The sequence below is a fragment of the Methylobacterium bullatum genome, from assembly GCF_014845095.1.
GTDB classification, from domain to species: Bacteria; Pseudomonadota; Alphaproteobacteria; order Rhizobiales; family Beijerinckiaceae; genus Methylobacterium; species Methylobacterium bullatum.
In genome coordinates this window covers 1-19,469 of sequence record NZ_NKUG01000084.1, presented here as the reverse complement: position 1 = coordinate 19,469, position 19,469 = coordinate 1, and the positions used below count along the sequence as shown (strand labels likewise).

General features: G+C 68.8%; 18 protein-coding genes. 5 read left to right on the top strand and 13 right to left on the bottom strand.

The features are described 5' to 3' along the window. Nucleotides 1–6 precede the first annotated feature (6 nt). The 3 genes from MBTS_RS13130 to MBTS_RS13120 are packed head-to-tail and all read right to left on the bottom strand — an operon-like array spanning nt 7 to nt 2,206. Nucleotides 7–1,239 carry an efflux RND transporter periplasmic adaptor subunit gene (locus tag MBTS_RS13130; protein ID WP_192215825.1) on the bottom strand — a complete coding sequence of 411 codons (1,233 nt, stop codon included), beginning with the start codon at nt 1,237–1,239 and terminating at the stop codon, nt 7–9. Continuing rightward, a complete protein-coding gene (locus MBTS_RS13125; RefSeq protein ID WP_192215824.1) occupies nt 1,236–1,919 on the bottom strand; it encodes a TetR/AcrR family transcriptional regulator in 684 nt (227 codons plus the stop codon). Before MBTS_RS13125 ends, MBTS_RS13130 begins: the two co-directional genes overlap by 4 nt. Then, complete coding sequence (locus MBTS_RS13120; protein ID WP_192215823.1) at nt 1,916–2,206, bottom strand: hypothetical protein; 291 nt, start codon at nt 2,204–2,206, stop codon at nt 1,916–1,918. Before MBTS_RS13120 ends, MBTS_RS13125 begins: the two co-directional genes overlap by 4 nt. A gap of 85 nt (nt 2,207–2,291) precedes the next feature. Between MBTS_RS13120 and MBTS_RS13115 the strand changes: the two genes are divergently transcribed. After that, the gene (locus tag MBTS_RS13115) at nt 2,292–2,780 is read left to right on the top strand and encodes a hypothetical protein (RefSeq protein WP_238253938.1); all 489 of its coding nucleotides are present in this window, start codon (nt 2,292–2,294) and stop codon (nt 2,778–2,780) included. A gap of 254 nt (nt 2,781–3,034) precedes the next feature. Here MBTS_RS13115 and MBTS_RS13110 read toward each other — a convergent pair whose 3' ends face one another. From MBTS_RS13110 to MBTS_RS13065, 10 genes are all read right to left on the bottom strand, one after another. Further along, nucleotides 3,035–3,433, bottom strand: a complete 399-nt coding sequence (locus MBTS_RS13110; RefSeq protein WP_026175835.1) for a hypothetical protein — start codon at nt 3,431–3,433, stop codon at nt 3,035–3,037. A gap of 195 nt (nt 3,434–3,628) precedes the next feature. Then, on the bottom strand, nt 3,629–4,531 hold the full coding sequence (locus MBTS_RS13105; protein WP_192215821.1) for a transporter: 903 nt from the start codon (nt 4,529–4,531) through the stop codon (nt 3,629–3,631). Nucleotides 4,532–4,849: 318 nt separating this feature from the next. Further along, nucleotides 4,850–6,418, bottom strand: coding sequence for a c-type cytochrome (locus tag MBTS_RS13100; RefSeq protein WP_192215820.1), 1,569 nt, complete (start codon nt 6,416–6,418; stop codon nt 4,850–4,852). Between the two features lie 46 nt (nt 6,419–6,464). Then, nucleotides 6,465–6,824 carry a hypothetical protein gene (locus MBTS_RS13095; protein ID WP_192215819.1) on the bottom strand — a complete coding sequence of 120 codons (360 nt, stop codon included), beginning with the start codon at nt 6,822–6,824 and terminating at the stop codon, nt 6,465–6,467. Next, complete coding sequence (locus MBTS_RS13090) at nt 6,821–7,342, bottom strand: TspO/MBR family protein (protein ID WP_192215818.1); 522 nt, start codon at nt 7,340–7,342, stop codon at nt 6,821–6,823. The genes MBTS_RS13095 and MBTS_RS13090 overlap by 4 nt, the downstream gene beginning before the upstream one ends. Next, nucleotides 7,339–8,523 (bottom strand): geranylgeranyl diphosphate reductase, encoded by a 1,185-nt coding sequence (locus tag MBTS_RS13085; RefSeq protein WP_018043249.1) that lies wholly within the window; start codon nt 8,521–8,523, stop codon nt 7,339–7,341. Before MBTS_RS13085 ends, MBTS_RS13090 begins: the two co-directional genes overlap by 4 nt. A gap of 10 nt (nt 8,524–8,533) precedes the next feature. After that, complete coding sequence (locus MBTS_RS13080; protein ID WP_056253203.1) at nt 8,534–9,871, bottom strand: BCD family MFS transporter; 1,338 nt, start codon at nt 9,869–9,871, stop codon at nt 8,534–8,536. Then, on the bottom strand, nt 9,871–10,794 hold the full coding sequence (chlG, locus tag MBTS_RS13075; RefSeq protein ID WP_056253206.1) for a chlorophyll synthase ChlG: 924 nt from the start codon (nt 10,792–10,794) through the stop codon (nt 9,871–9,873). The genes MBTS_RS13080 and chlG overlap by 1 nt, the downstream gene beginning before the upstream one ends. A 103-nt stretch (nt 10,795–10,897) precedes the next feature. Then, on the bottom strand, nt 10,898–12,343 hold the full coding sequence (gene ppsR / locus MBTS_RS13070; RefSeq protein WP_056148924.1) for a transcriptional regulator PpsR: 1,446 nt from the start codon (nt 12,341–12,343) through the stop codon (nt 10,898–10,900). Between the two features lie 35 nt (nt 12,344–12,378). Next, nucleotides 12,379–13,122 (bottom strand): cobalamin B12-binding domain-containing protein, encoded by a 744-nt coding sequence (locus tag MBTS_RS13065; protein ID WP_056148922.1) that lies wholly within the window; start codon nt 13,120–13,122, stop codon nt 12,379–12,381. A gap of 444 nt (nt 13,123–13,566) precedes the next feature. Here MBTS_RS13065 and bchF point away from each other — a divergent pair, with 444 nt between their 5' ends. The 4 genes from bchF to MBTS_RS13045 all read left to right on the top strand — a co-directional run. Next, complete coding sequence (bchF, locus tag MBTS_RS13060) at nt 13,567–14,073, top strand: 2-vinyl bacteriochlorophyllide hydratase (protein WP_018043254.1); 507 nt, start codon at nt 13,567–13,569, stop codon at nt 14,071–14,073. After that, nucleotides 14,070–15,353, top strand: coding sequence for a ferredoxin:protochlorophyllide reductase (ATP-dependent) subunit N (locus MBTS_RS13055; protein WP_147833223.1), 1,284 nt, complete (start codon nt 14,070–14,072; stop codon nt 15,351–15,353). Before bchF ends, MBTS_RS13055 begins: the two co-directional genes overlap by 4 nt. A 4-nt stretch (nt 15,354–15,357) precedes the next feature. Further along, nucleotides 15,358–17,004: a ferredoxin:protochlorophyllide reductase (ATP-dependent) subunit B gene (gene bchB / locus MBTS_RS13050; RefSeq protein ID WP_192215817.1), complete on the top strand. Its 1,647-nt coding sequence runs from the start codon at nt 15,358–15,360 to the stop codon at nt 17,002–17,004. After that, the coding region (locus MBTS_RS13045) for a magnesium chelatase subunit H (protein ID WP_192215816.1) at nt 16,979–19,469 on the top strand (2,491 nt) is incomplete at its 3' end. The genes bchB and MBTS_RS13045, both read left to right, overlap by 26 nt.

Genomic DNA, 19,469 nt, shown 5'->3' with positions numbered 1-19,469 from the left:
CAAGCCCTAGGGCTGGCCCGCCTCCGCGGTCTCCTTGCGCGACGGAGCGGCCACCATGGCCGGTGCCGATAGCGCGACGGGGACGGCGCGGACCCGGTCGCCGTCGCGCAGGAAGCTGCCGGCGCGCGCGACCACGGCCTCGCCCTCGGCAAGACCGGCGCGGATCTCTATGTCGTCGTCGTCGGAGAGGCCAGTGCGGACCTCACGTGCCTCCACGACCCCGTCCGTCACCACAAGGACGCTGCTACGCTTCGGCCCGCCATAGAGGACGGAGGCCTGGGGCACGGTTACGCCGCGCGTCCGGGCGATTTCGATGCTGCCACGGGCGAAGGTGCCGATGCGCAGGCGGGGATCAGGATCGAGCCGGACGCGGACCTTGCCGAGGCGGCTCGCCCTGTCGACTTCCGGATAGACCGCGCGCACGCTGCCCCGCACCCGCTCACCATTGGGGAGCTCCATCGAGGCGGGCGTGCCCTCACGCAGCAGCGGCAGCTTGGTCTCGATGACCTCGCCTTCGAGTTCGATCTCGCCGCGCGCGATCAACCGGAACAGGGGCTCGGTGGAGGACGAGGCGGCCATGCCCACGCGGGCGACGCGGCGGCTGACGATCCCGGCCTCGGGTGCACGGATCTCGGTGCGGGCGAGACGCAGATCGAGTTCGTCGCGCAAGGCCCTCGCCTGGGCGAGCTCTGCCCTGGCGATGACGAGGCCGTTGCGGGCGAAGGCGAGCTTGCCTTCGGCCTGGCGCAGGGTGGAGATGCGCCCCTCCATGATCACTGCCGTGCCGTTGCCGCTCTGCATGAGTTGCTTCGCCCGGTCGTGGGAGAGGCGCGCCTCCATCTCGGCGGCTTGCGCCTGCTCGATGCTGCTCTGAGCCTGCGGCACGACGGCGGCGGCCTTGTCGACGAGGGCGTTCTGCTGAGCGATCTGGCGGTCGATGAGGTCGCGCGAGAGCCGGGCGAGGACCTGACCGCTCTCCACGCGCATACCCTCTTCGACGAGGACTTCGGTCACCCGATAGCCCTCGATCTCGGGGGTCACCAGGATCTCGTCGCGGGGGACGAGGGTTCCGGTAACGACGACCTGCTCGACGATCTCGCGGCGCCGGGCCTCGACGGTGCTCACTGCCGGCGCCAGCCTGACCGGGGCGGGCGTCACTTCGGCGATGACCGACCCCGAGGGCAGGCCGAGGCCGAAAACGAGGATCGCGGGCCGGACGACCTTGAGGACGGCACTCATCGGCTGCTCTCCAAGACGGTTCGTGATGGATGACCGGGGGAGGCGAGCAGGACGCTGGATTCTGATTCGAGTGACGCCGTCGGCAGCCGTCCGGCCAAACCCGCTTCGATCAGAACACACAGATGCGCCACTGCCGGGGCCGGATCGAAGTCCGGCCGAAGGGCCAGGTTGACGAGGATGCCTTTCATCAGCGGATTCAGCGTCTCGTCGTAGAGGGCGGCGGCATCGCAGGCCGGCGAGGTGGCCAGGGACGCGAGGGTCTCGACGAACCAGAGGCGGGCCTCGGTCTCGCCCCGATCGATCATGGCGGCGATGTCGGGATTGCGGGTGGCTTCGGACCAGAGATCCACGCGCAGGACTGCACTCTCGCGGGTCGCCTTGGCGAAGTAGCGTTCGAGGACCCTCATCAGGGCGCCGCGGCGATCGCCGGCCCGCTCCATTTCCTCGACGAGGGTCATGCCATGCCCGCGCTCACGCTCGGCGAGCCCGAGGACCACAGCCTCCTTCGACTTGAAGTAGTGGTAGATGTTGCCGGCTGTCATGCCGGCCTGACGCGCGAGATCCTGCATCGTCGTCCGATGGAAACCGTTCCGCACGAAGCAGGTCTCGGCGGCATCAAGGATGTCCTGGCGCCTGGCCGAGGGGCCGGACTTCACTTCGATGGCGGCACCGGCGCTCACGATGCCGACCTCCCGTCCGCGCCGAGACTAGAACCTTCCGCTTGGGTCATTCCGCAGGACCGTGCCTGCCAGGACCAGGATTGCTCGGCGTGATCGGCGCAGACGCGCGCCTGCCAGCCGTCGGAGCCCGCACCGGTCCAGCCAAGGAAAGCGAGCCAACCAACCAGGATCAGCAGCCCCGGCAGAAGGGTTGACGGCCCACAGGCGGAACGGATCGAAGCCAGGACGCGCCCGGCATCCCACCCGCGCAGCGCATCGACATCGTCATAACAACTGAACTCGCCCATGACGCCCCCCCCGTTCCCTCAATGCCTATTGAACGTTCATTCATGAGTCAATGAACGATCATTCAATGGCGTCGGGGCGTGTGCGATGGTCCACCTCGACAGGGCGAGCGGCGCGCCTATTTTACCTGTCATGCGCCTCATCATCCTGACCGCCGCCGTGCTCTCGCTCTCAGTCCTGTCGGCACGCGCCGATTCCTGCGGTGATCTCATCGACAGCGTGGTCGCCGAAACGAAAGCCACCCTCGTCAACCGCACTATCGATTTCGCCGAGATGTCGTCGATAGACGGGATGACGCTGACGCTCGCCTGCGGTGACCCGTCAGCGGTCGGCGTACAGTTCAAGGGCGAGACGCCAGGGGATGCCTATTATGGCCTGTTCGGCCGGGCCGGGCGGATCGCCACCGGCATCGGGGCCGACCTGATCGAGGCGGCCGCGCGCCGCGCCCGCGAGCAGGCGGTCGTCACCCGACATAGTCACGCAGATGCGGCGACAGCCCTCGTCACGTGCTCGGTGACGAACGGAAGCCGCGGACCGATGACCGGATGCGCCGTGGTGGACAAGCGCGATCGCTGAAAATTTCCCCCGGCGGCCGGGTCGTGTCCCTGGACGTGGTGTAGCTTAGTGAGGGCCACCACGGTCATAGGCTTGGGCCAGGAGGATCAGACTGCCAGGGTCGGCAAGCTGAGGAGGGGATCATTACTGATCGAGGGATATTTTACCGGGTAATGGAGCGCGACTGTGCTCGATGACCCAGTTGTCACATCCCAGCAGGACGCGGCAACGAGCCTCTCTCGACGGGCCGTGAGAGGGTCCGTTTCGCGGAGAGATCAGGCCGAGGCGCCGGCGGAAGAATCGAACAGGAAATCATCGGCGGCCGGGACCGTGACGGACAGGCCCGAACCGTAGGCGGCCTTCGACAGGCGCCATGGACGATCGACCTGCGCGCGGATGGCCTCAGACGGACGCAGGCGCCGTAATGCGCTATCCTCTCCCAATTCCTCCACGGTGAGAAAGCCATAGACCTGCAGACGGGCAGCGATCAGCTTGGTCTCGCGGTCTCCGGCCGCGACCGCGAGCGTCCCGCTAGCATAGACCGCATCCATAAGTGCGCGCTGGTCCACACGCCTCGCGGCGAGGGAGGGCGAGACGACAGGAGCCTGGGGCTGTGGCCTACCAGGACGCCGGAAAGGGACCACGTTGTCGATCGCCGTGTGAACGCTACGCATACACCGTTACCCTTGAAACCACACGTGGGGACCAGCGAAAGCCGCTGCGGCCCCGACGATCGCTAGGTTTCGACGAGTCGGATTAATGGGCGGTTTACGGTAAACGCCGGGCTTGTCTCGAAGGAGCACCGACGGCCTGCGGAGCAGCGAGACGGACGGCACGCCGCGCGCCTGTCGCCGCCCCGTGACGATGCCCTACCGCAGGGATTGCCGCCCGCTCAGCGGAATAAGCGGAATAGAGGGCGCCGCCGAATTGGTACTTTCTTTGTAGATCGGCACGATCAACCGCAGCCAGCCGCGGGTCTCGCGGCCACCGTAATTGCGCTCGGCCACGTCCCGGGTGACGTAGGCCTGGACGTTCACCGGCCCGAAATTGTAGCCGACAAGCCCGCCCACCGCGATCTGGCCCTGGCGGCGATAGCCGGGGAAACGCGTGGGCAGATCGGTGGAGGCGAAGGCCACAGGGCCGACCTCCCACTTGCCGAACTTCTTCGTCGCAGTGAGATCGAGGTTGAGATAGTCGGGATAGACTACGCCCTGCGCGGTCACCGGATCGACGAAGACCCCGTAGAGCAGATTGGCGGTGAGGTTGAAACCGTTGCCACTATACGTCGCGGCAAAACGGTGGCTCAGCGACGCGTTCTGAGTCAGGAAACTCGTCTCAATCGGTAGGTATCCGCCGAAGAGATAGCTCACCCCGATATCGTTGCCGAGATTCCAGGCGAGCTGGGCGGCGAGCAGAGGCTGGCCGATACCACTCTGGTAGGGCGTGCCGCGCGGGCTCGATGCCACAACTGGCTGGATCGCCACGAGGTTGAGCCGCGCGCCCAGCAGGCTCCACGGCGTCGCCCAGAGGAAGGTAGGCAAGTTGATGTTCGATTCGGAATCGAACGGTCGGGTGTCGCGGATGCCGAAGCTTGACGTGTTAACGAAATAGAGGCCGACGGGGAGCTGGGCGCCGACCGGAAGGCCGACCGTCTGCCCGGGTTGCGCCGCCGAACCGGCCTGGGCCGGCCCGGAGGCGAGGGTCGTCAGGCCAAGCCCAACGCACAGGGTGAGACCGAGCGTGGAGGCTGCGTAGCGAAAACCGTGAATCATCCAGTGCCTCTTCCGGGAGCGCGACAGGGAAAGCGCCGCATTCGAGCGAGCTCTCCCTCATCGACGCACCAGCACCGGATCCCATTCCCTCCGTCCCTCAATCGTAGCGGCGTTGTCGCCCAAAGGTCACATTTGTATAGCCCGCCGCTCGACAAGCAATACAACGAATGACAAAGCGATCAATCATTATTTTATATTACAATATAGATATTTGTATTATAATCCACGGTGACTTAACCCGATACGCCGGCGAAAGTCATTCGCGGCAGGCTTGCAGTCTCCACCTGCGCCGAAGGAGGCAACGTCGGCCCGTATCGATCACGGCGTCGGCTCGGCACCCGCGGGACCCGGCAAGGCGACCCGTTTTTCGGGGTTCCTGATCTGGCTGTAGACGATGCTGGAGAAGCTTCCGATCACCGCGTGCCAGCCGGGCTTGCCGTAGGCCGGGTCGTTGCGGGCGGCCTGGCAGAACGCTGTGGTCAGTCCGTTGACGATGTCGTCATCTTTGGCGCCGCCGGCCGCGGCCTTCACCTTGGGCAGCAGAGCGTCGACGACCGGGATGAAGTTCTCCTGCGCCAACCCTTTCAGGCTCGTCGCGGCGGGGGTGTTGGCGATGGCTTTGGCCACGTTCGGTTGGGCGATGACGGCGCAGGGTGCCGTTCCCGCGAGCATGGTCTGCGTGGCGGCGCGGGCGGTGCCGACGATGCCGCGCTCGGCGATGACAGGGGCGCTGTTGCCCCAGGCGTTGCGGATGTAATCGGTCACGTCGGCGACCTCCTGATCGGTCATGCCCGCACCCACAGCCGGCATCGGCGCATAGCCGTTCTGGGCGGCGAGCCCGCCGAGAACGACGCGGATCACCGTCTCGGGGCCTTCCGCCTGGACGGACGTGTTGCCGGCGAGCGCCGGGATCGCCCCCTCGACCCCCTTGCCGTCCGGCTTGTGGCAGGAGGAGCAATAGCTGAGATAGGTCGCAGCACCCGGCGCATCGGCCTGGTTAAACGCCTGAAGATCCTTGACTTTATAACTTTCTTTCGCTTTCTGCGTGCGCAGGTAGGCGACCATCGCCTTCAGATCGGCGTCGGTCAGCTTGGAGAGGGATTCCTCGATGGTCTGACGCATTGGCCCTGCCGCGACGCCCGGCTGGTTGCCCGGAGCGGCGCCGGTTTTGAGGTATTCGACCACTTGATCGTCGCTCCAGGAGCCGATGCCGGTGTGGTCGTCGGGGGTGATGTTGGGGGCGTACCAGCCGTCGATGACCCCGCCGCCGAGTTTTCCGGCCAGCCCGCTGTTTCCGACGATCTTGTTGGCGTTGTGGCACATGCCGCAATGGCCGAGCCCCTCCACGAGATAGCCGCCGCGGTTGACCTCGGCGCTGGCGTTCGGATCCGGCTTGAATTCGCCCGCGGTGAAGAACGCGGTGCGCCAGGTGATGAGCGCCGTGCGAATATTGAACGGGAACGGGATCTCGGAAGGCTTGCGCGGCTCCTTCACCGGTTCGAGGGAGCGCAGGTAAGCAAAGATCGCGTCGGAATCCTCGCGCGTGACTTTGGTGTACCAGGCGAAGGGGAAGGCCGGATAGAGATAGCTGCCCTCGTTGTCGATGCCTTCGTGCAGGGCGCGGTAGAAGTCGTCGGCGGTCCATTTGCCGAGCCCGGTCTCGTCGTCCGGTGTGAGGTTCGGCGTGCGGATCTTCCCGATCGGCGTGTTGAGAACGTAGTTCCCCGCGAACGGCTTGCCCCCCGGCGCCGAATGGCAGGCGACGCAATCGCCCGCCGTCGCCAAGTATTCACCCCGCTTGATCTGTTCCGCATCTTGGGCCGAGGCACAGGTCGCGGCGGCCATGAGGCCGGCCGAACCGAGCAGGAGGGCAGATATGCGACGCATGAAGCCGGTTCTCCACTCATGAAGCCGAAGGTTGGACAGCTGCAATTCAGGCACGCCTCGTGACCGTTCTGCCCGGTTGGCCAAGGTCGGGCATGGCCGGATCGGATGCGGAACGCGACCCCCCGAACATGCGCAACGCGACCTCCCCTAGATGCGCCATCAGAGAGGCGATGAGGCAGAGCGCCACCACCGTCCAATCCGAGCCGATCAGCGCGGCGCGGATCGCCATCATCAGCGCCGCGCCCGAGGCGAGATTGCAGAAAAGGGGCGCAAGGAGCGGGCGATCCCCCCCGTAGAGGCGCCATGCCACGAGGGCGGCGGCCTCCAGGGCCACGAGACCGAGGATCACGTCGATGATCCGCCCGGAGGCGAACAATGCCGCCAGGGTCGCAGCATCCGGAATCATGCGCGGCTTCCGATACTGCGAGCGGGGCGGGCCTCACCGAACGGCCCGTTCAGCCGCACGATCGCCCGGTTGAGCAGTGTCGCGACGCTGACCCAGGCGAGGTAGGGCGCGAGCAGGAGGGCCGCGATCCCCGAGACCTGGGCCGTCACGGCGATCAGCGCCACGATGGAGAGCCACAGAGCGATCACCTCGAGATAGGCCCAGTCCGGCCGGCGCAGGCGGAAGAAGATGCCGCTCCAGGCGATGTTGAGGACGAGGTTGACGCCGTAGACGGCGAGCAATGCGCCACGCGCCGAGGTTCCGGCCTCCGCGTGCCAGGCTATCACGGCGGAGATCGCCGTGAGGGTGAAGATCGTGGTCCAGACCGGGCCGAAGGCCCAGTCCGGCGGCTTCCACGAGGGCCGCCGCAGGGATTGATACCAGGGGCCGGTGGTCGTCAGGAGCCCGCCGGCGAGGGCGGTGACGAGGGCGGCGGCCGCCGCGACGACGACCGGGCCGGTCTCGAACCCGCCGATCATGGGGAGACCCAGCGGAACAGGTGCGCCAGATCCTTGAAGAAGATCCTCACATGGGCGGCGGGCTTTGCCCGCACCAGCTCCTTGTTCATGTAGGAATCCCAGGTGAGCTGCTGGACGTCCTTGTCCTTGCAGATCGAGACGAAGCGCTCGCGCAGGGCATCGTTGCGGTACCAGACCCACTGCATCATGCGCAGGATCAGGAAGACGCGGCCGTGCAGGCGCATGAAGCGACGCCGGGCCAGGGCCAGGGAGGCGGCCTTGCCGGTGGCGAGGAAGGTGTCGGCCGCCTCCGCCGCGAGACGGCCGCCGAGCATGGCGTAGTAGATGCCCTCGCCCGAGGCCGGGGCGACGATGCCGGCGGCGTCCCCGGTGAGCAGCACGTCGCGGCCATTGTCCCAGCGCTTGAGCGGTTTCAGCGGCAGCGGCGCGCCCTCGCGGCGCAGGGTTTCCCCGGCATCGAGGCCGGTGGAGGCGCGCAAGGCCCGGATCGCCCCGCGCAGGGAGAAGCCCTTGCGGGCGCTGCCGGTGCCGATGCTGATCGTGTCGCCATGGGGGAAGACCCAGGCGTAGAAATCCGGCGAGAGCTTGCCCTGGTAATAGACGTCGCAGCGCGTCCCCTCGACGTCGCCGCTCCCATCCGCCGGACGCCGGACGATCTCGTGATAGGCGAAGACCTGTTTCATGGCCGCGTGGCCGGGAATCTCGGCCCGCCCGACCACGGAACTCGCCCCGTCAGCGCCGATGACGAGGCGGGCGCGGACCCGGTGCTCGGCCTCGCCGGAGCGGTAATGCACGGTGGCCCCGCCGTCGTCGTCTCGGACGATGCGGGTGAAGCTGCCGGGGCGGTGGTCGGCCCCGGCCAGGGCCGCGCGGTCGCGCAGCCAGGGGTCGAAATGCTCGCGGTCGACCATGCCGACGAAACCGTCGCCGATGGGCATGTCGACACGCTTGTCCTTGGGCGAGACCATCCGCGCCGAGCGCACGCGTGCGACGAGCAGATGGTCGGGAATCGCGAAGTCGCGGATCAGGCGCGGGGGAATCGCGCCGCCGCAGGGCTTGATCCGGCCCGGCTTGTCGAGGAGCAGGACGCGGCGCCCCATCCGGGCGAGATCGGTGGCGGCGGTGGCCCCGGCCGGGCCGCCCCCCACCACCACGACGTCGAAGGTCTCCGGCTCCGGCATGGGACTCACCTCAGCGATAGCGGGGTTGAAGCACGGGCCGTCGTGGGCGGGCGGCACGGCGCAGCAGCGTCGCGCCCGCGTGCTCGATCCTAAGAGCCAGGAGCGCGCCCACCAGGAACAGGGCGGCCTCGGCCAGGAACACGGCGGCATAGGCATGGACCGGCTCGGGGCTGACGAGACGGGCGAGATCCACCGCCATGGTCCCGAGGAAGCCGCCGGCCCCGAAGGCGACGCCCTGGGCCGCGCCCCAGACCCCCATCCGGGTGCCGCGCTCGGCCTCGCCGCCGGCACCCGCCAGGCCCATCATCGAGCCGATGGCGGCCACGGCGAACATGCCGTTGAACAGGCCGAGGGCGAAGACCGCGACGCGCAGGGGAAAGTCCGGGCCGACGAGGCCGCCGCCGGCGATCCCCGCCAGCGCCAGGGCCGAACCGGCGCAGCCGGTGGCGGTCCACAGTTTCAGCGAGCCGAGATACGGGCCGCCGATCCCCATGGTGAGGCCGGCCACCGTGAGCATGCCGGCGAGCACGCCGCCATGCTGCAGACCCGAGAGCTTGGTGGTGACGCCGGGCGTCATCGCGAAGACGAGGCCGGCGAAGGGTTCGAGGATGAGTTCCTGCGCGCTGTAGGCCAGCATCGCCACGAAGATGAAAACGGTGAAGCGGCGCGAGGCCGGCTCGGACCAGACCCGTGCCAGCACCTCGCGGAACGGCCGCTTCGGGGCGCCCTCCGCGTGGCTGGACGGAGCGCGCTCCGGCTCGATGCCGCCGACCGCGAGCACGGCCAGGAGGAAAGCGAGGAGCGAGACCGTGCCCGACACGGCCACCAGCCGGGCGCCGGAGAACGGATCGAGGAAATGTCCGGCGATCGGCGCGGTGATGGCAAAGCCCGCGATCATCATCACCCAGACGATGGTGGCCGCAGCCCCCCGGCGGCGCGCCTCGACGCCGCCGGCCAGGAGCACGAGGAGGGAGGTGCCCGCGGCACCCGCCCCCATGCCCACGGTGAGGAAGGACAGGATCGCCAGAGCGATGCCGGCGGCAAGATGGGTTTCCATGAGGGCGGTCGCCGTCGCCGCGCCGAAGCCGCCGAGGCACAGCGCGGCCATGCCGCCGACGATCCAGGGCGTGCGTCGACCGCCCATATCCGAGCCGTAGCCCCAGCGCGGGCGCAGGACCTGGACGGCGTAATGGAGGGTCACGAGGGCGCCGGGAATCATCGCCGGCAAGGCGAGCTCCACTACCATGACCCGGTTGAGGGTCGAGGTCATGAGGACGACCACGGCACCCAAAGCGGTCTGGACGAGGCCGAGGCGGACGATGGCGAGCCAGCCCAAGGTCGGCGCCATCACGCGGCTCCCTGCTGCGCGAGTGCCCTGAGGGCGAAGGCCGCCACCAGCATGCCGAGCACGTAGAGGGTGGTGCCGGTGCCGTTGTACCAGGCCGCCCGTCCGCGGGGATCCTTCAACAGGCGGGACATCAGGACGAGTTGCGCGGCGAGCAGGCCGGCAACGAAGACCGCATGCCCGGACCGGTCCCAGGCGTAGAGGAGGGCGATCACCGCCAGCTGGGGCAGGGCCATGACGAGGCAGGCGAGGCGGGCGGCCCGGTCGGTCCCGAGCTGGACCGGCAGCGAGCGGAGATTCATGCGCGCATCCCCTTCCACCGACTTGAAATCGTTGAGGGTCATGATGCCGTGAGCGCCCACGGAATAGAGAAAGGCCACGGTGAGGATGCGGTGGTCGGGCAGGGCGCCGGCCATCACGGCGGCACCGGTGAACCAGGGCAGGCCCTCGTAGCAGAGCCCCACCGCGGCGTTGCCCCACCACCCGTTCTGCTTCAGCCTCAAGGGCGGCGCGCTGTAGATCCAGGCGAGGACCAGCCCGAACAGGGCGGCATAGAGGATCCAGACCCCCAGGGCGGCCGCGACGGAGAGGGAGAGGGCGGTCCAGGCCAGTGCCACGTAGAGGCCCCAGCGGCCGGGCATCCGGCCGGACGGGATCGGCCGGTTCGGCTCGTTGATCGCGTCGACATGGCGGTCGTACCAGTCGTTGGCCGCCTGCGAGGTGGCGCAGACCAGGGGGCCGGCGAGCACGATCCCGGCGACGATGACCGGCCAGTGCCCGCTCGCCGGAACCCCGGAAGAGACCACCCCGCAGGCAAAGGCCCACATCGGCGCGAACCAGGTGATCGGCTTCAACAGCTCCAGCAAGGCGCTGGGAGCGGGCAGTCCGCGGATGGCGGAAGGAGCGGGGGAGACCGACGTTGCCATGACGTGGAAGCTAGGTTCCGACGCCTCGACGTGTCAAGTTTGATTTACACTTTGACCGACAAATAAGGGCGACAGTCGGACGCAGGCCGCCCGTCGCCGAGGCTCATTCGTCGTCGGCGAGATCCGGCCCGTCGAGGTCACCGATCCCGTAGCGGCGCAGCTTGGCGTAGAGCCCCTGGCGGCTGAGGCCCAGCATCTCGGCGGCCGAGGCGCGGTTGTCGCGGGTGATGCGCAGGGCGGCCTCGATACACAGGCGCTCGATCAGGTCCGTCGATTCGCGCACCAGGTTCTTCATGGAGACCCGCCCGACCAGCTCGGTCATCTGCTCGACGGACCGCGGCAATTCCCGCCCGCCGGGGGCGGCGGCAGTGCGGCGGGGGGTCGAGCGGATGGTGAAGCCGAGACAGGGCTGGCCGCCGCCCGGGACCGAGACGGCGGCGACCTCGACCTCTTCCACCGACCCGTACTCGCCGCGCAGGCTCGTCGCATAGTGGCGCACGGAGCCGTGATGGCCGAGGGTCGAGAACAAGGCGGCGGCCTCGGTCTCCTCGCGCCCGAGCCAGCGGTCGAGGGGTTCGCCGCGCACCTGTTCCTCGGTGGCGAGCTGCACCAGATCGAGGAAGGCGGCGTTGGCCGCGAGGATGCGCCGCTGCGGATCGGTGACGACGAAGCCCTCCGGCAGGCTCTGGATCACGTCGAGGGCCGAGGCCCCGGTCCGGCTCGGGGGGGCCGCGTCGGTGGGCTCGGCCGACAGCCGCAGAAGGGCGCTGGTGGCGTTTTCCTGCCGGAACAGCGAGGCGGCAACGCGGGTCTCGCCGCGACCGTTGCCGAGACGGGCGACGAGGTCACCCGCTTGTCCGGTCACGCGCAGGCCGGCGAAGAGCGATTCGAGCTCGCGGGTACTGCCCGCATCGAACAGGTCCACCACGTCCTGACCGATGATGCGCTTCTCCACGCGGCCGATGAGGCGGGCGGCGGCCGGGTTCACCTCGGTGACCCGGCGCGTGGCGGCATCCACCACCAGGACCGGCTCGCCGGCGAGCTGGAACAGCAGGCGGTAACGGGTCTCGGCGCCGCGCAGGCGCAGGTAGTCGCGCTCCAGCGCCTGCTGGGTCTCGGCGAGCTTGCGCTGCAGCGCCGCCATCGCACGCAGGTTGCGGCCGATGACGATCACCGGGCCGCCAGTCTCCAGGCGCATGGCCGAGTAGCGCACCGGCAGGTCGATGCCCGTGGCGGAGGGATGGTTCACCTGGCGCCAGCGCGTGACCGCGCCGGGGGCCGCGTCACGCAGGAGGGCGGCGATCTTGGGCCGGCTCTCGACGGTGACGGTGTCCACCCAGAGCTGGCCGAGCCAGGTCTCGCAACCCTCGTCGGTGAAATCGGCATTGCCGAAGGCCGCATCGCGGATGACCCCGTCCGCGTCGACGATCAACGCGAGGTCCGTCGCCGCGGCGACGAGGAGCCCGGCCGCCTCCGCATCGAGGGGACCGAGGGTTTTGCGAAGCGCTGCGAACGTTTCCGCCGCTGCAGGGAGTGCCAGACTGGTCAAGGATCACCACGATGTGACGACGTCGAGCCGGTCTTTCAGCAGGGTCTGGCCCGCGGATCAAGCAAGCTCTCGGCAATGGAAATGGCGAGACGGGCATCGCTCGCCGTCGCGTCAGCGCCGACGAGAACCGAATGGTCGGGGTTTTCGGTGAAGATCGGCCCACCGACCATGACACGAACCGACGGATTGCGCGAGGCGCGCCGAAGCTCCGCCACCATGTTCGCGAGGGCCGGAAGGAGGGTTTCGGAGCCGAGCGACACCCCGATCACGTCGAACCAGCCCGTGCGGGCGGTCCGGATCGGGTCGGGATGGAGCTCGTGCGCCGCGCTCGTGACGTCCCATCCGGCATCGCGGAAGAACCGCTCGATGAGGGAGAGGCCGAAGCTGTGCGTCTCGCCCGGGCAGGCCATCAGGAAGATGCTACGCCCGTGCGGATCCGGCGCCGGCTCCGAGCGGAACCGGGCTGTGAGGTCGTGCATGATGCGCTGGAGGCGCCCCATGGCGATGGTGAGCTCCGCGAAATCGCAGAGATCCTCCTCCCACAGGTGGCCGAGATGGCGTGCCGTGGGGGCGAGGAGGTCGAGGAGCAGGCTGTCCAGGGAGAGGCCGTCCTCGATGAGGACGACGATCCGGCTCTCCACATCGTCGCAATCGGGCGCGAGCACCAGGGCGGCGAATTCGGCGATCTGGTCCGGCGTCGGCAGGATTCCGGGACGCTCGGAGCGGGGGTCGGCCCGGTGGGCCAGCATCAACCGCGGGATGATCTCGGCTTCGACCACGCTGGCGAGGTCGCGGTCCCAGGCCGGGCTCCGATCCTGAAACGGTCGATCGGGATATAATGCATTATTACGTTGCGGATGGACTTCGCTGGACGACCTCTCAAACATCGAGGCCGCCCGAAGCGAACTGACGTCATCCATTGGAACCTCCCAATGTTGCTGACGGCTTCTTGATCCAGCTCGATCTTGAGTGTCGAACTTCGCATCATCGACTTGCGAATGCCTTTGACGCTGCGAGCAACATGAAAATGGTTACAAGCGGGCCTTGACGACGACGATACCGGTTGCCAACGATTTGGCAATCCCGCCCCTCACATTATTCTGCATCAAATCTGTAAAATGAAAACGACGTAAAGCTAGCTTGACACTCTTCCGGCGGGTTCCTAACCTCCCTCTCAACGGGCCTCCGACCATGCGGGGCCGGGTCAAGACGGGGTGGAGCCGATGCCTGCAAGAGGAGGCCAGCCGAGACGACCTCTCTATTCGCCGGCCGAGCGCGCCCGGCGCGACGCCTCCGCCTGGACTCTGGTTCAGGGCATCCTCGCGCCGCTCCAGTTCCTGGTCTTCCTCGTCAGCCTCGGCCTCGTCCTGCGCACGTTGGCGACGGGGGAGGGCGCGTCGGCCGCCAACGCCTCCATCGTGGTCAAGACCCTCGTCCTCTACGCGATCATGGTCACCGGCTCGATCTGGGAGAAGGACGTCTTCGGGCGCTACCTGTTCGCCCCCGCCTTCTATTGGGAGGACATGGTCAGCATGCTCGTGCTGGCCCTCCACACCGCCTATCTCGTGGCGCTGGCCACGGGCGCCCTCGACACGACGGGGCTGATGCTCCTGGCGCTGGCCGCCTACGCCTCCTACGCCGTCAACGCCGCGCAATTCCTGCTGAAGCTGCGGGCCGCCCGCCTGCAGGCGTCGCCCCACGCCGTCCTCTTCACGGAGGGCGCGCGATGAATGCCCACGCTCCCGTCACGGCGTTCGAGAACGAGCACGGCCTGGAGATCCGGCAGGAACGCGGCCAGCGGGCGGTGTTCTGCGGGCTCACCGGCATCGTCTGGCTTCACCGCAAGATCCAGGACGCCTTCTTCCTCGTGGTGGGGTCGCGCACCTGCGCGCATCTCATCCAGTCGGCCGCCGGGGTGATGATCTTCGCCGAGCCGCGCTTCGCCACCGCCATCATGGACGAGCGCGACCTCGCCGGCCTCGCCGACATGAACGACGAACTCGACGCGGTGGTGGGCCGCCTCGTGGCGCGCCGGCCCGAGATCAAGCTCCTGTTCCTGGTGGGGTCGTGCCCCTCGGAAGTGATCAAGCTCGACCTGTCGCGCGCCGCCCAGAGGCTGTCGCGCAGCCTCGCGCCCGACGTGCGGGTGCTGAGCTATTCCGGGAGCGGCATCGAGACCACCTTTACGCAAGGGGAGGATGCCTGCCTCGCCTCCCTCGTGCCCGAGATGCCGGCCGAGGCGGCCAATGCCGAGACCTCGCTCCTCGTGGTCGGCGCGCTCGCCGACGTGGTCGAGGACCAGTTCGCCCGGATCTTCTCGGAGATGGGAATCGGCCCCGTGAGGTTCCTGCCCGCGCGCCGGGCCGGGGCGATGCCGCCTGTCGGGGAAAACACCCGCTATCTCCTGGCCCAGCCCTTCCTCGCCGACACGGCGCGGGCGCTGGAAGAGCGGGGCGCCACACGGCTCGCCGCTCCGTTCCCACTGGGAGCCGAAGGCACCACGGGCTGGCTCAAGGCGGCGGCGGAAGCCTTCGGCGTGTCGGCCGGACGGTTCGAGGCCGCCACCGCGCCGGGGCTGCGCCGGGCCGAGCAGGCGCTCGCCCCCTACCGGGCGATGCTGGCGCAGCGCCGGATCTTCTTCTTTCCCGATTCGCAGCTGGAAATCCCCCTGGCGCGCTTCCTCTCGCGGGAGATGGGCGCCGAACTGGTGGAAGTCGGCACCCCCTACCTCCATCGCGGGCATCTCGACCGCGAGATGGCCCTGCTGCCGCGCGGCACCCGGATCGTGGAAGGGCAGAGCCTCGACGACCAGATGGACCGCTGCCGGCAGGCCCGCCCCGACCTCACCGTCTGCGGGCTCGGCCTCGCCAATCCGCTGGAGGCGGAAGGGCTCGCGACCAAATGGTCGATCGAGCTGCTGTTCACCCCGATCCAGGGCTACGACCAGGCCGGCGACCTCGCCGAGCTGTTCGCGCGCCCCCTCGTCCGCCGTACCCGGCTGGAGGTGTAGCCCGATGCAGCTCACCGTCTGGACCTACGAGGGACCGCCCCATATCGGCGCCATGCGCGTCGCCACCGCCATGCGCGGCCTGCACTACGTGCTGCACGCCCCCCAGGGCGACACCTATGCCGATTTGCTGTTCACCATGATCGAGCGGCGCGATGCCCGCCCGCCGGTGACCTACACCACCTTCCAGGCGCGCGACCTCGGCTCGGACACCGCCGCGATCTTCAAGGACGCGGTGGCTGCCGCCTACGAGCGCTTCCGCCCCGAGGCGATGATCGTCGGCGCCTCCTGCACGGCGGAGCTGATCCAGGACGATCCGGGCGGTCTCGCCAAGGCCCTGGCCCTGCCGATCCCGGTGATCCCGCTGGACCTGCCCGCCTACCAGAAGAAGGAGAACTGGGGCGCCTCGGAAACGTTCTATCGGCTGGTGCGGACTCTGTGCGGCCCGAAGGCGGAGACGGTCGGGAAGGCCGGACGGCGCCCGTCCTGCAACATCCTCGGCCCCACGGCCCTGGGCTTCCGCCACCGCGACGACCTCGTGGAGATCCGGACGCTTCTCGACGCCCTCGGCGTCGACGTGAACGTGGTGGCGCCCCTCGGCGCGAGCCCCGCCGATCTCGGCCGCCTCGGCGAGGCCGATTTCAACGTGGTGCTCTATCCCGAGATCGCGCGCGCCGCCGGGCAGCACCTCCAAAAGACCTTCGGCCAGCCGATGGTCGAGACCGTGCCGATCGGTGTCGCCGCCACGATCCGCTTCGTGGAGGAGGTGGCGGCGGTCGCCGGTGTCGATCCGGCCCCGGTCCTGTCCGGCGCGCCCTCGCGGCTACCCTGGTATTCGCGCTCGGTCGATTCGACCTATCTCACGGGGAAACGCGTCTTCGTTTTCGGCGATGCCACCCATGCCCTCGCCGCCGCCCAGATCGCCGCCACCGAACTCGGCTTCAAGGTGGTGGGTCTCGGCAGCTATGCCCGCGAATTCGCCCGCGAGATCCGGGCGGAGGCGGCGCTCCACGGCATCGAGGCGACGATCACCGACGATTACCTCGAGGTGGAGGCGGCGATCCAGGCCAGCGCCGCCGAACTGGTTCTCGGCACGCAGATGGAGCGCCACATCGCCAAGCGTCTGGGCCTGCCCTGCGCGGTGATCTCGGCCCCGATCCACGTCCAGGATTTCCCCGCCCGGCACTCGCCGCAGATGGGGTTCGAGGGCGCCAACGTCCTGTTCGACACCTGGGTCCATCCCCTGATGATGGGGCTCGAAGAGCATCTGCTCGGCATGTTCCGCGAGGATTCCGAGTTCCACGCCGACGCAGCGCCCTCCCATCTCGGCCCCGGTCACCAGCCGCTACCTCCCCCCTCTGCGGGGGAGGGTGGCCCTCGCGTCAGCGAGGGTCGGGAGAGGGGAGCGCCAGTTCCGGAGAGGTCGCCCCCTCTCCCGCCTGCTCCGCAGGCACCCTCCCCCGCAGAGGGGGGAGGGAGCTCCGGTTCCGCACACAGCACGTGGGCTCCCGATGCCGAGAAAGAACTGAAGAAGATCCCGTTCTTCGTGCGGGGCAAAGCCCGCGCCAACACCGAACGCTTCGCCCGGGAGCGGGCGCTCCCCCTCATCACCGTCGAGACGCTGTACGATGCCAAAGCGCATTTCGGACGCTGAGCGTCCCGCCCTCAGCCTCGTCGTCGTGACGATGGACAACCACATGGCCAGCGCCCTGGAGCGCGCCCGCCACAGGCTGCGCGACGAGATGCCGGGGCTCACGCTCTGCTTCCACGCGGCGGCGGAATGGGACACCGACCCGGCGGCTTTGGCCGCCTGCAAGGCCGACATCGCCCGCGCCGACATCGTGGTCTCCACCATGCTGTTCATGGACGAGCACGTCCGCGCCATCCATCCGGCGCTGCTCGCCCGCCGCCCGCATTGCGACGCGATGATCGGCTGCCTCTCGGCCAGCGAGATCGTCAAGACCACCCGCCTCAACCGCTTCGACATGGACGGCACCAAAAGCGGCGCCCTCGAATTCCTGAAGAAGCTGCGCGGCAAGACCGGTGCCCAGGGCAGCGGCGCCCGCCAGATGGCGATGATCCGCCGGCTGCCCAAGATCCTGCGCTTCATCCCCGGCTCGGCCCAGGATGTCAGGGCCTATTTCCTCACCCTGCAATACTGGCTCTCGGGCTCGGACGAGAACATCGCCAACCTCGTGCGCTTCCTCGTCGGCCGCTACGCCGCCGGGCCGCGCGAGAGCTGGCGCCGGATCGCCGCCGCGCCGGCGCCCCTGAGCTACCCCGAGACCGGTCTCTACCACCCGCGCATGAAGGGCCGGATCGGCGAGGATCCCTCGCGGCTGCCGGTTCCGTCCGCAGGGGTGAAGGGCCGCGTCGGCCTGCTGGTGATGCGCTCCTACGTGCTTGCCGGGAACACCGCCCATTACGATGGCGTCATCGCCGCCATCGAGGCGCGCGGGCTCAGTGTCGTGCCGGCCTTCGCCAGCGGCCTCGACAACCGTCCGGCGGTGGAAGCGTTCTTCCGGAGCGACGGCCGGCCCGCCATCGACGCCCTCGTCTCGCTCACCGGGTTCTCCCTGGTGGGCGGCCCCGCCTACAACGACGCGGCCGCCGCCGAGACCACCCTGCGCGACCTCGACGTCCCCTACCTCGCCGCGCACGCCCTCGAATTCCAGACCGTGGAGCAGTGGGAGGCCTCCGACCGCGGCCTCTCCCCCGTGGAAGCCACCATGATGGTGGCGATCCCCGAACTCGACGGGGCCACCGCGCCGATGGTGTTCGGCGGCCGTTCCAGCCGCTCGCCCGGAGCCAATGCCCGAGACATGAGCGTCCATTCCGAGCGGGCCGACATGCTCGCCGCCCGTGTCGAGCGCCTCGTCTCCCTGCGCCGCAAGGACAGGGCCGCGCGCAAGGTGGCCATCGTCCTGTTCGGCTTCCCGCCCAATGCCGGGAGCATCGGCACCGCCGCCTTCCTCTCGGTCTACCAGTCCCTCCACAACACCCTGAAGGGCCTGAAGGCCGACGGCTACGACGTCGCGGTGCCCGACAGCGTCGACGATTTGCGCAACGCGGTGCTGGCCGGCAACGCCGCCCGCTATGGCACCAGCGCCAACGTCCATCACCGCATCCCGGCCGACGACCATGTCCGGCGCGAGCGGCATCTCTCCGAGATCGAGGCGCAATGGGGTCCGGCGCCGGGGCGCCAGAACAGCAACGGCTCACAGATCTTCGTGCTGGGCGCGCAGTTCGGCAACGTCTTCGTCGGCGTGCAGCCGGGCTTCGGCTACGAGGGCGACCCGATGCGGCTGCTGTTCGAGCGCGGCTTTGCCCCGACCCACGCCTTTTCGGCCTTCTACCGGTACCTGCGCGAGGATTTCCGCGCCGACGCCGTTCTGCATTTCGGCACCCACGGGGCGCTCGAATTCATGCCCGGCAAGCAGACCGGCCTGTCGGATTCCTGCTGGCCCGAGCGCCTGATCGGGCCGCTGCCCAACGTCTACCTCTACGCCGCCAACAACCCCTCCGAGGGCATGATCGCCAAGCGCCGCTCGGCCGCCACCATGGTGAGCTACCTCACCCCGAGTCTCACCCAGGCCGGGCTCTACCGGGGCCTCATCGACCTCAAGGCTTCCATCGAGCGCTGGCGCGGCCTGGAGCCCGAGGCGGAAGCCGAGCGCCGCGACCTCGGCCAGATGATCCAGGCGCAGGGTTCCGCCCTCGACCTGACATCGGCCGAGCCGGCCTGGTCCGGGGACATGTCCGGCAGGGTCCTGGCGCTGGGCCTCGCACTCAGTGAACTCGAACACACCCTGATCCCGCACGGGATGCACGTGGTCGGGGAAGGCACGCCCCCCGAGGAGCGGATCGACTTGCTGCTCGCCCTGGCCGACGCGTCGGGCGGCCTGAAGCCCGACCGCGCCGGCATCGAGGCCCTGGTGGCGGGCGCCCCCCTCGACCGGGCGCTGGCCGAAGCGGGCCTGCCCCTCGACGAGGAGCACCGCGCCGCCTTCGCCGCCCTGCGCGACACCGACGCCCTGCTGGCGCACGACCACGAGCTTCCCGCCCTGCTGCGGGCGCTCGACGGCCGCTTCATCGCCCCGGTCGCCGGCGGCGACCTCC

Bases quoted from the DNA above. Each gene is read 5' to 3' on its own strand.
- MBTS_RS13130 (WP_192215825.1), bottom strand. From the start codon at position 1,239: ATGAGTGCCGTCCTCAAGGTCGTCCGGCCCGCGATCCTCGTTTTCGGC.
- MBTS_RS13120 (WP_192215823.1), bottom strand. From the start codon at position 2,206: ATGGGCGAGTTCAGTTGTTATGACGATGTCGATGCGCTGCGCGGGTGG.
- MBTS_RS13115 (WP_238253938.1), top strand. From the start codon at position 2,292: ATGGTCCACCTCGACAGGGCGAGCGGCGCGCCTATTTTACCTGTCATG.
- MBTS_RS13110 (WP_026175835.1), bottom strand. From the start codon at position 3,433: ATGCGTAGCGTTCACACGGCGATCGACAACGTGGTCCCTTTCCGGCGT.
- MBTS_RS13105 (WP_192215821.1), bottom strand. From the start codon at position 4,531: ATGATTCACGGTTTTCGCTACGCAGCCTCCACGCTCGGTCTCACCCTG.
- MBTS_RS13100 (WP_192215820.1), bottom strand. From the start codon at position 6,418: ATGCGTCGCATATCTGCCCTCCTGCTCGGTTCGGCCGGCCTCATGGCC.
- MBTS_RS13095 (WP_192215819.1), bottom strand. From the start codon at position 6,824: ATGATTCCGGATGCTGCGACCCTGGCGGCATTGTTCGCCTCCGGGCGG.
- MBTS_RS13090 (WP_192215818.1), bottom strand. From the start codon at position 7,342: ATGATCGGCGGGTTCGAGACCGGCCCGGTCGTCGTCGCGGCGGCCGCC.
- MBTS_RS13085 (WP_018043249.1), bottom strand. From the start codon at position 8,523: ATGCCGGAGCCGGAGACCTTCGACGTCGTGGTGGTGGGGGGCGGCCCG.
- MBTS_RS13080 (WP_056253203.1), bottom strand. From the start codon at position 9,871: ATGGCGCCGACCTTGGGCTGGCTCGCCATCGTCCGCCTCGGCCTCGTC.
- chlG (WP_056253206.1), bottom strand. From the start codon at position 10,794: ATGGCAACGTCGGTCTCCCCCGCTCCTTCCGCCATCCGCGGACTGCCC.
- bchF (WP_018043254.1), top strand. From the start codon at position 13,567: ATGCCTGCAAGAGGAGGCCAGCCGAGACGACCTCTCTATTCGCCGGCC.
- MBTS_RS13055 (WP_147833223.1), top strand. From the start codon at position 14,070: ATGAATGCCCACGCTCCCGTCACGGCGTTCGAGAACGAGCACGGCCTG.
- bchB (WP_192215817.1), top strand. From the start codon at position 15,358: ATGCAGCTCACCGTCTGGACCTACGAGGGACCGCCCCATATCGGCGCC.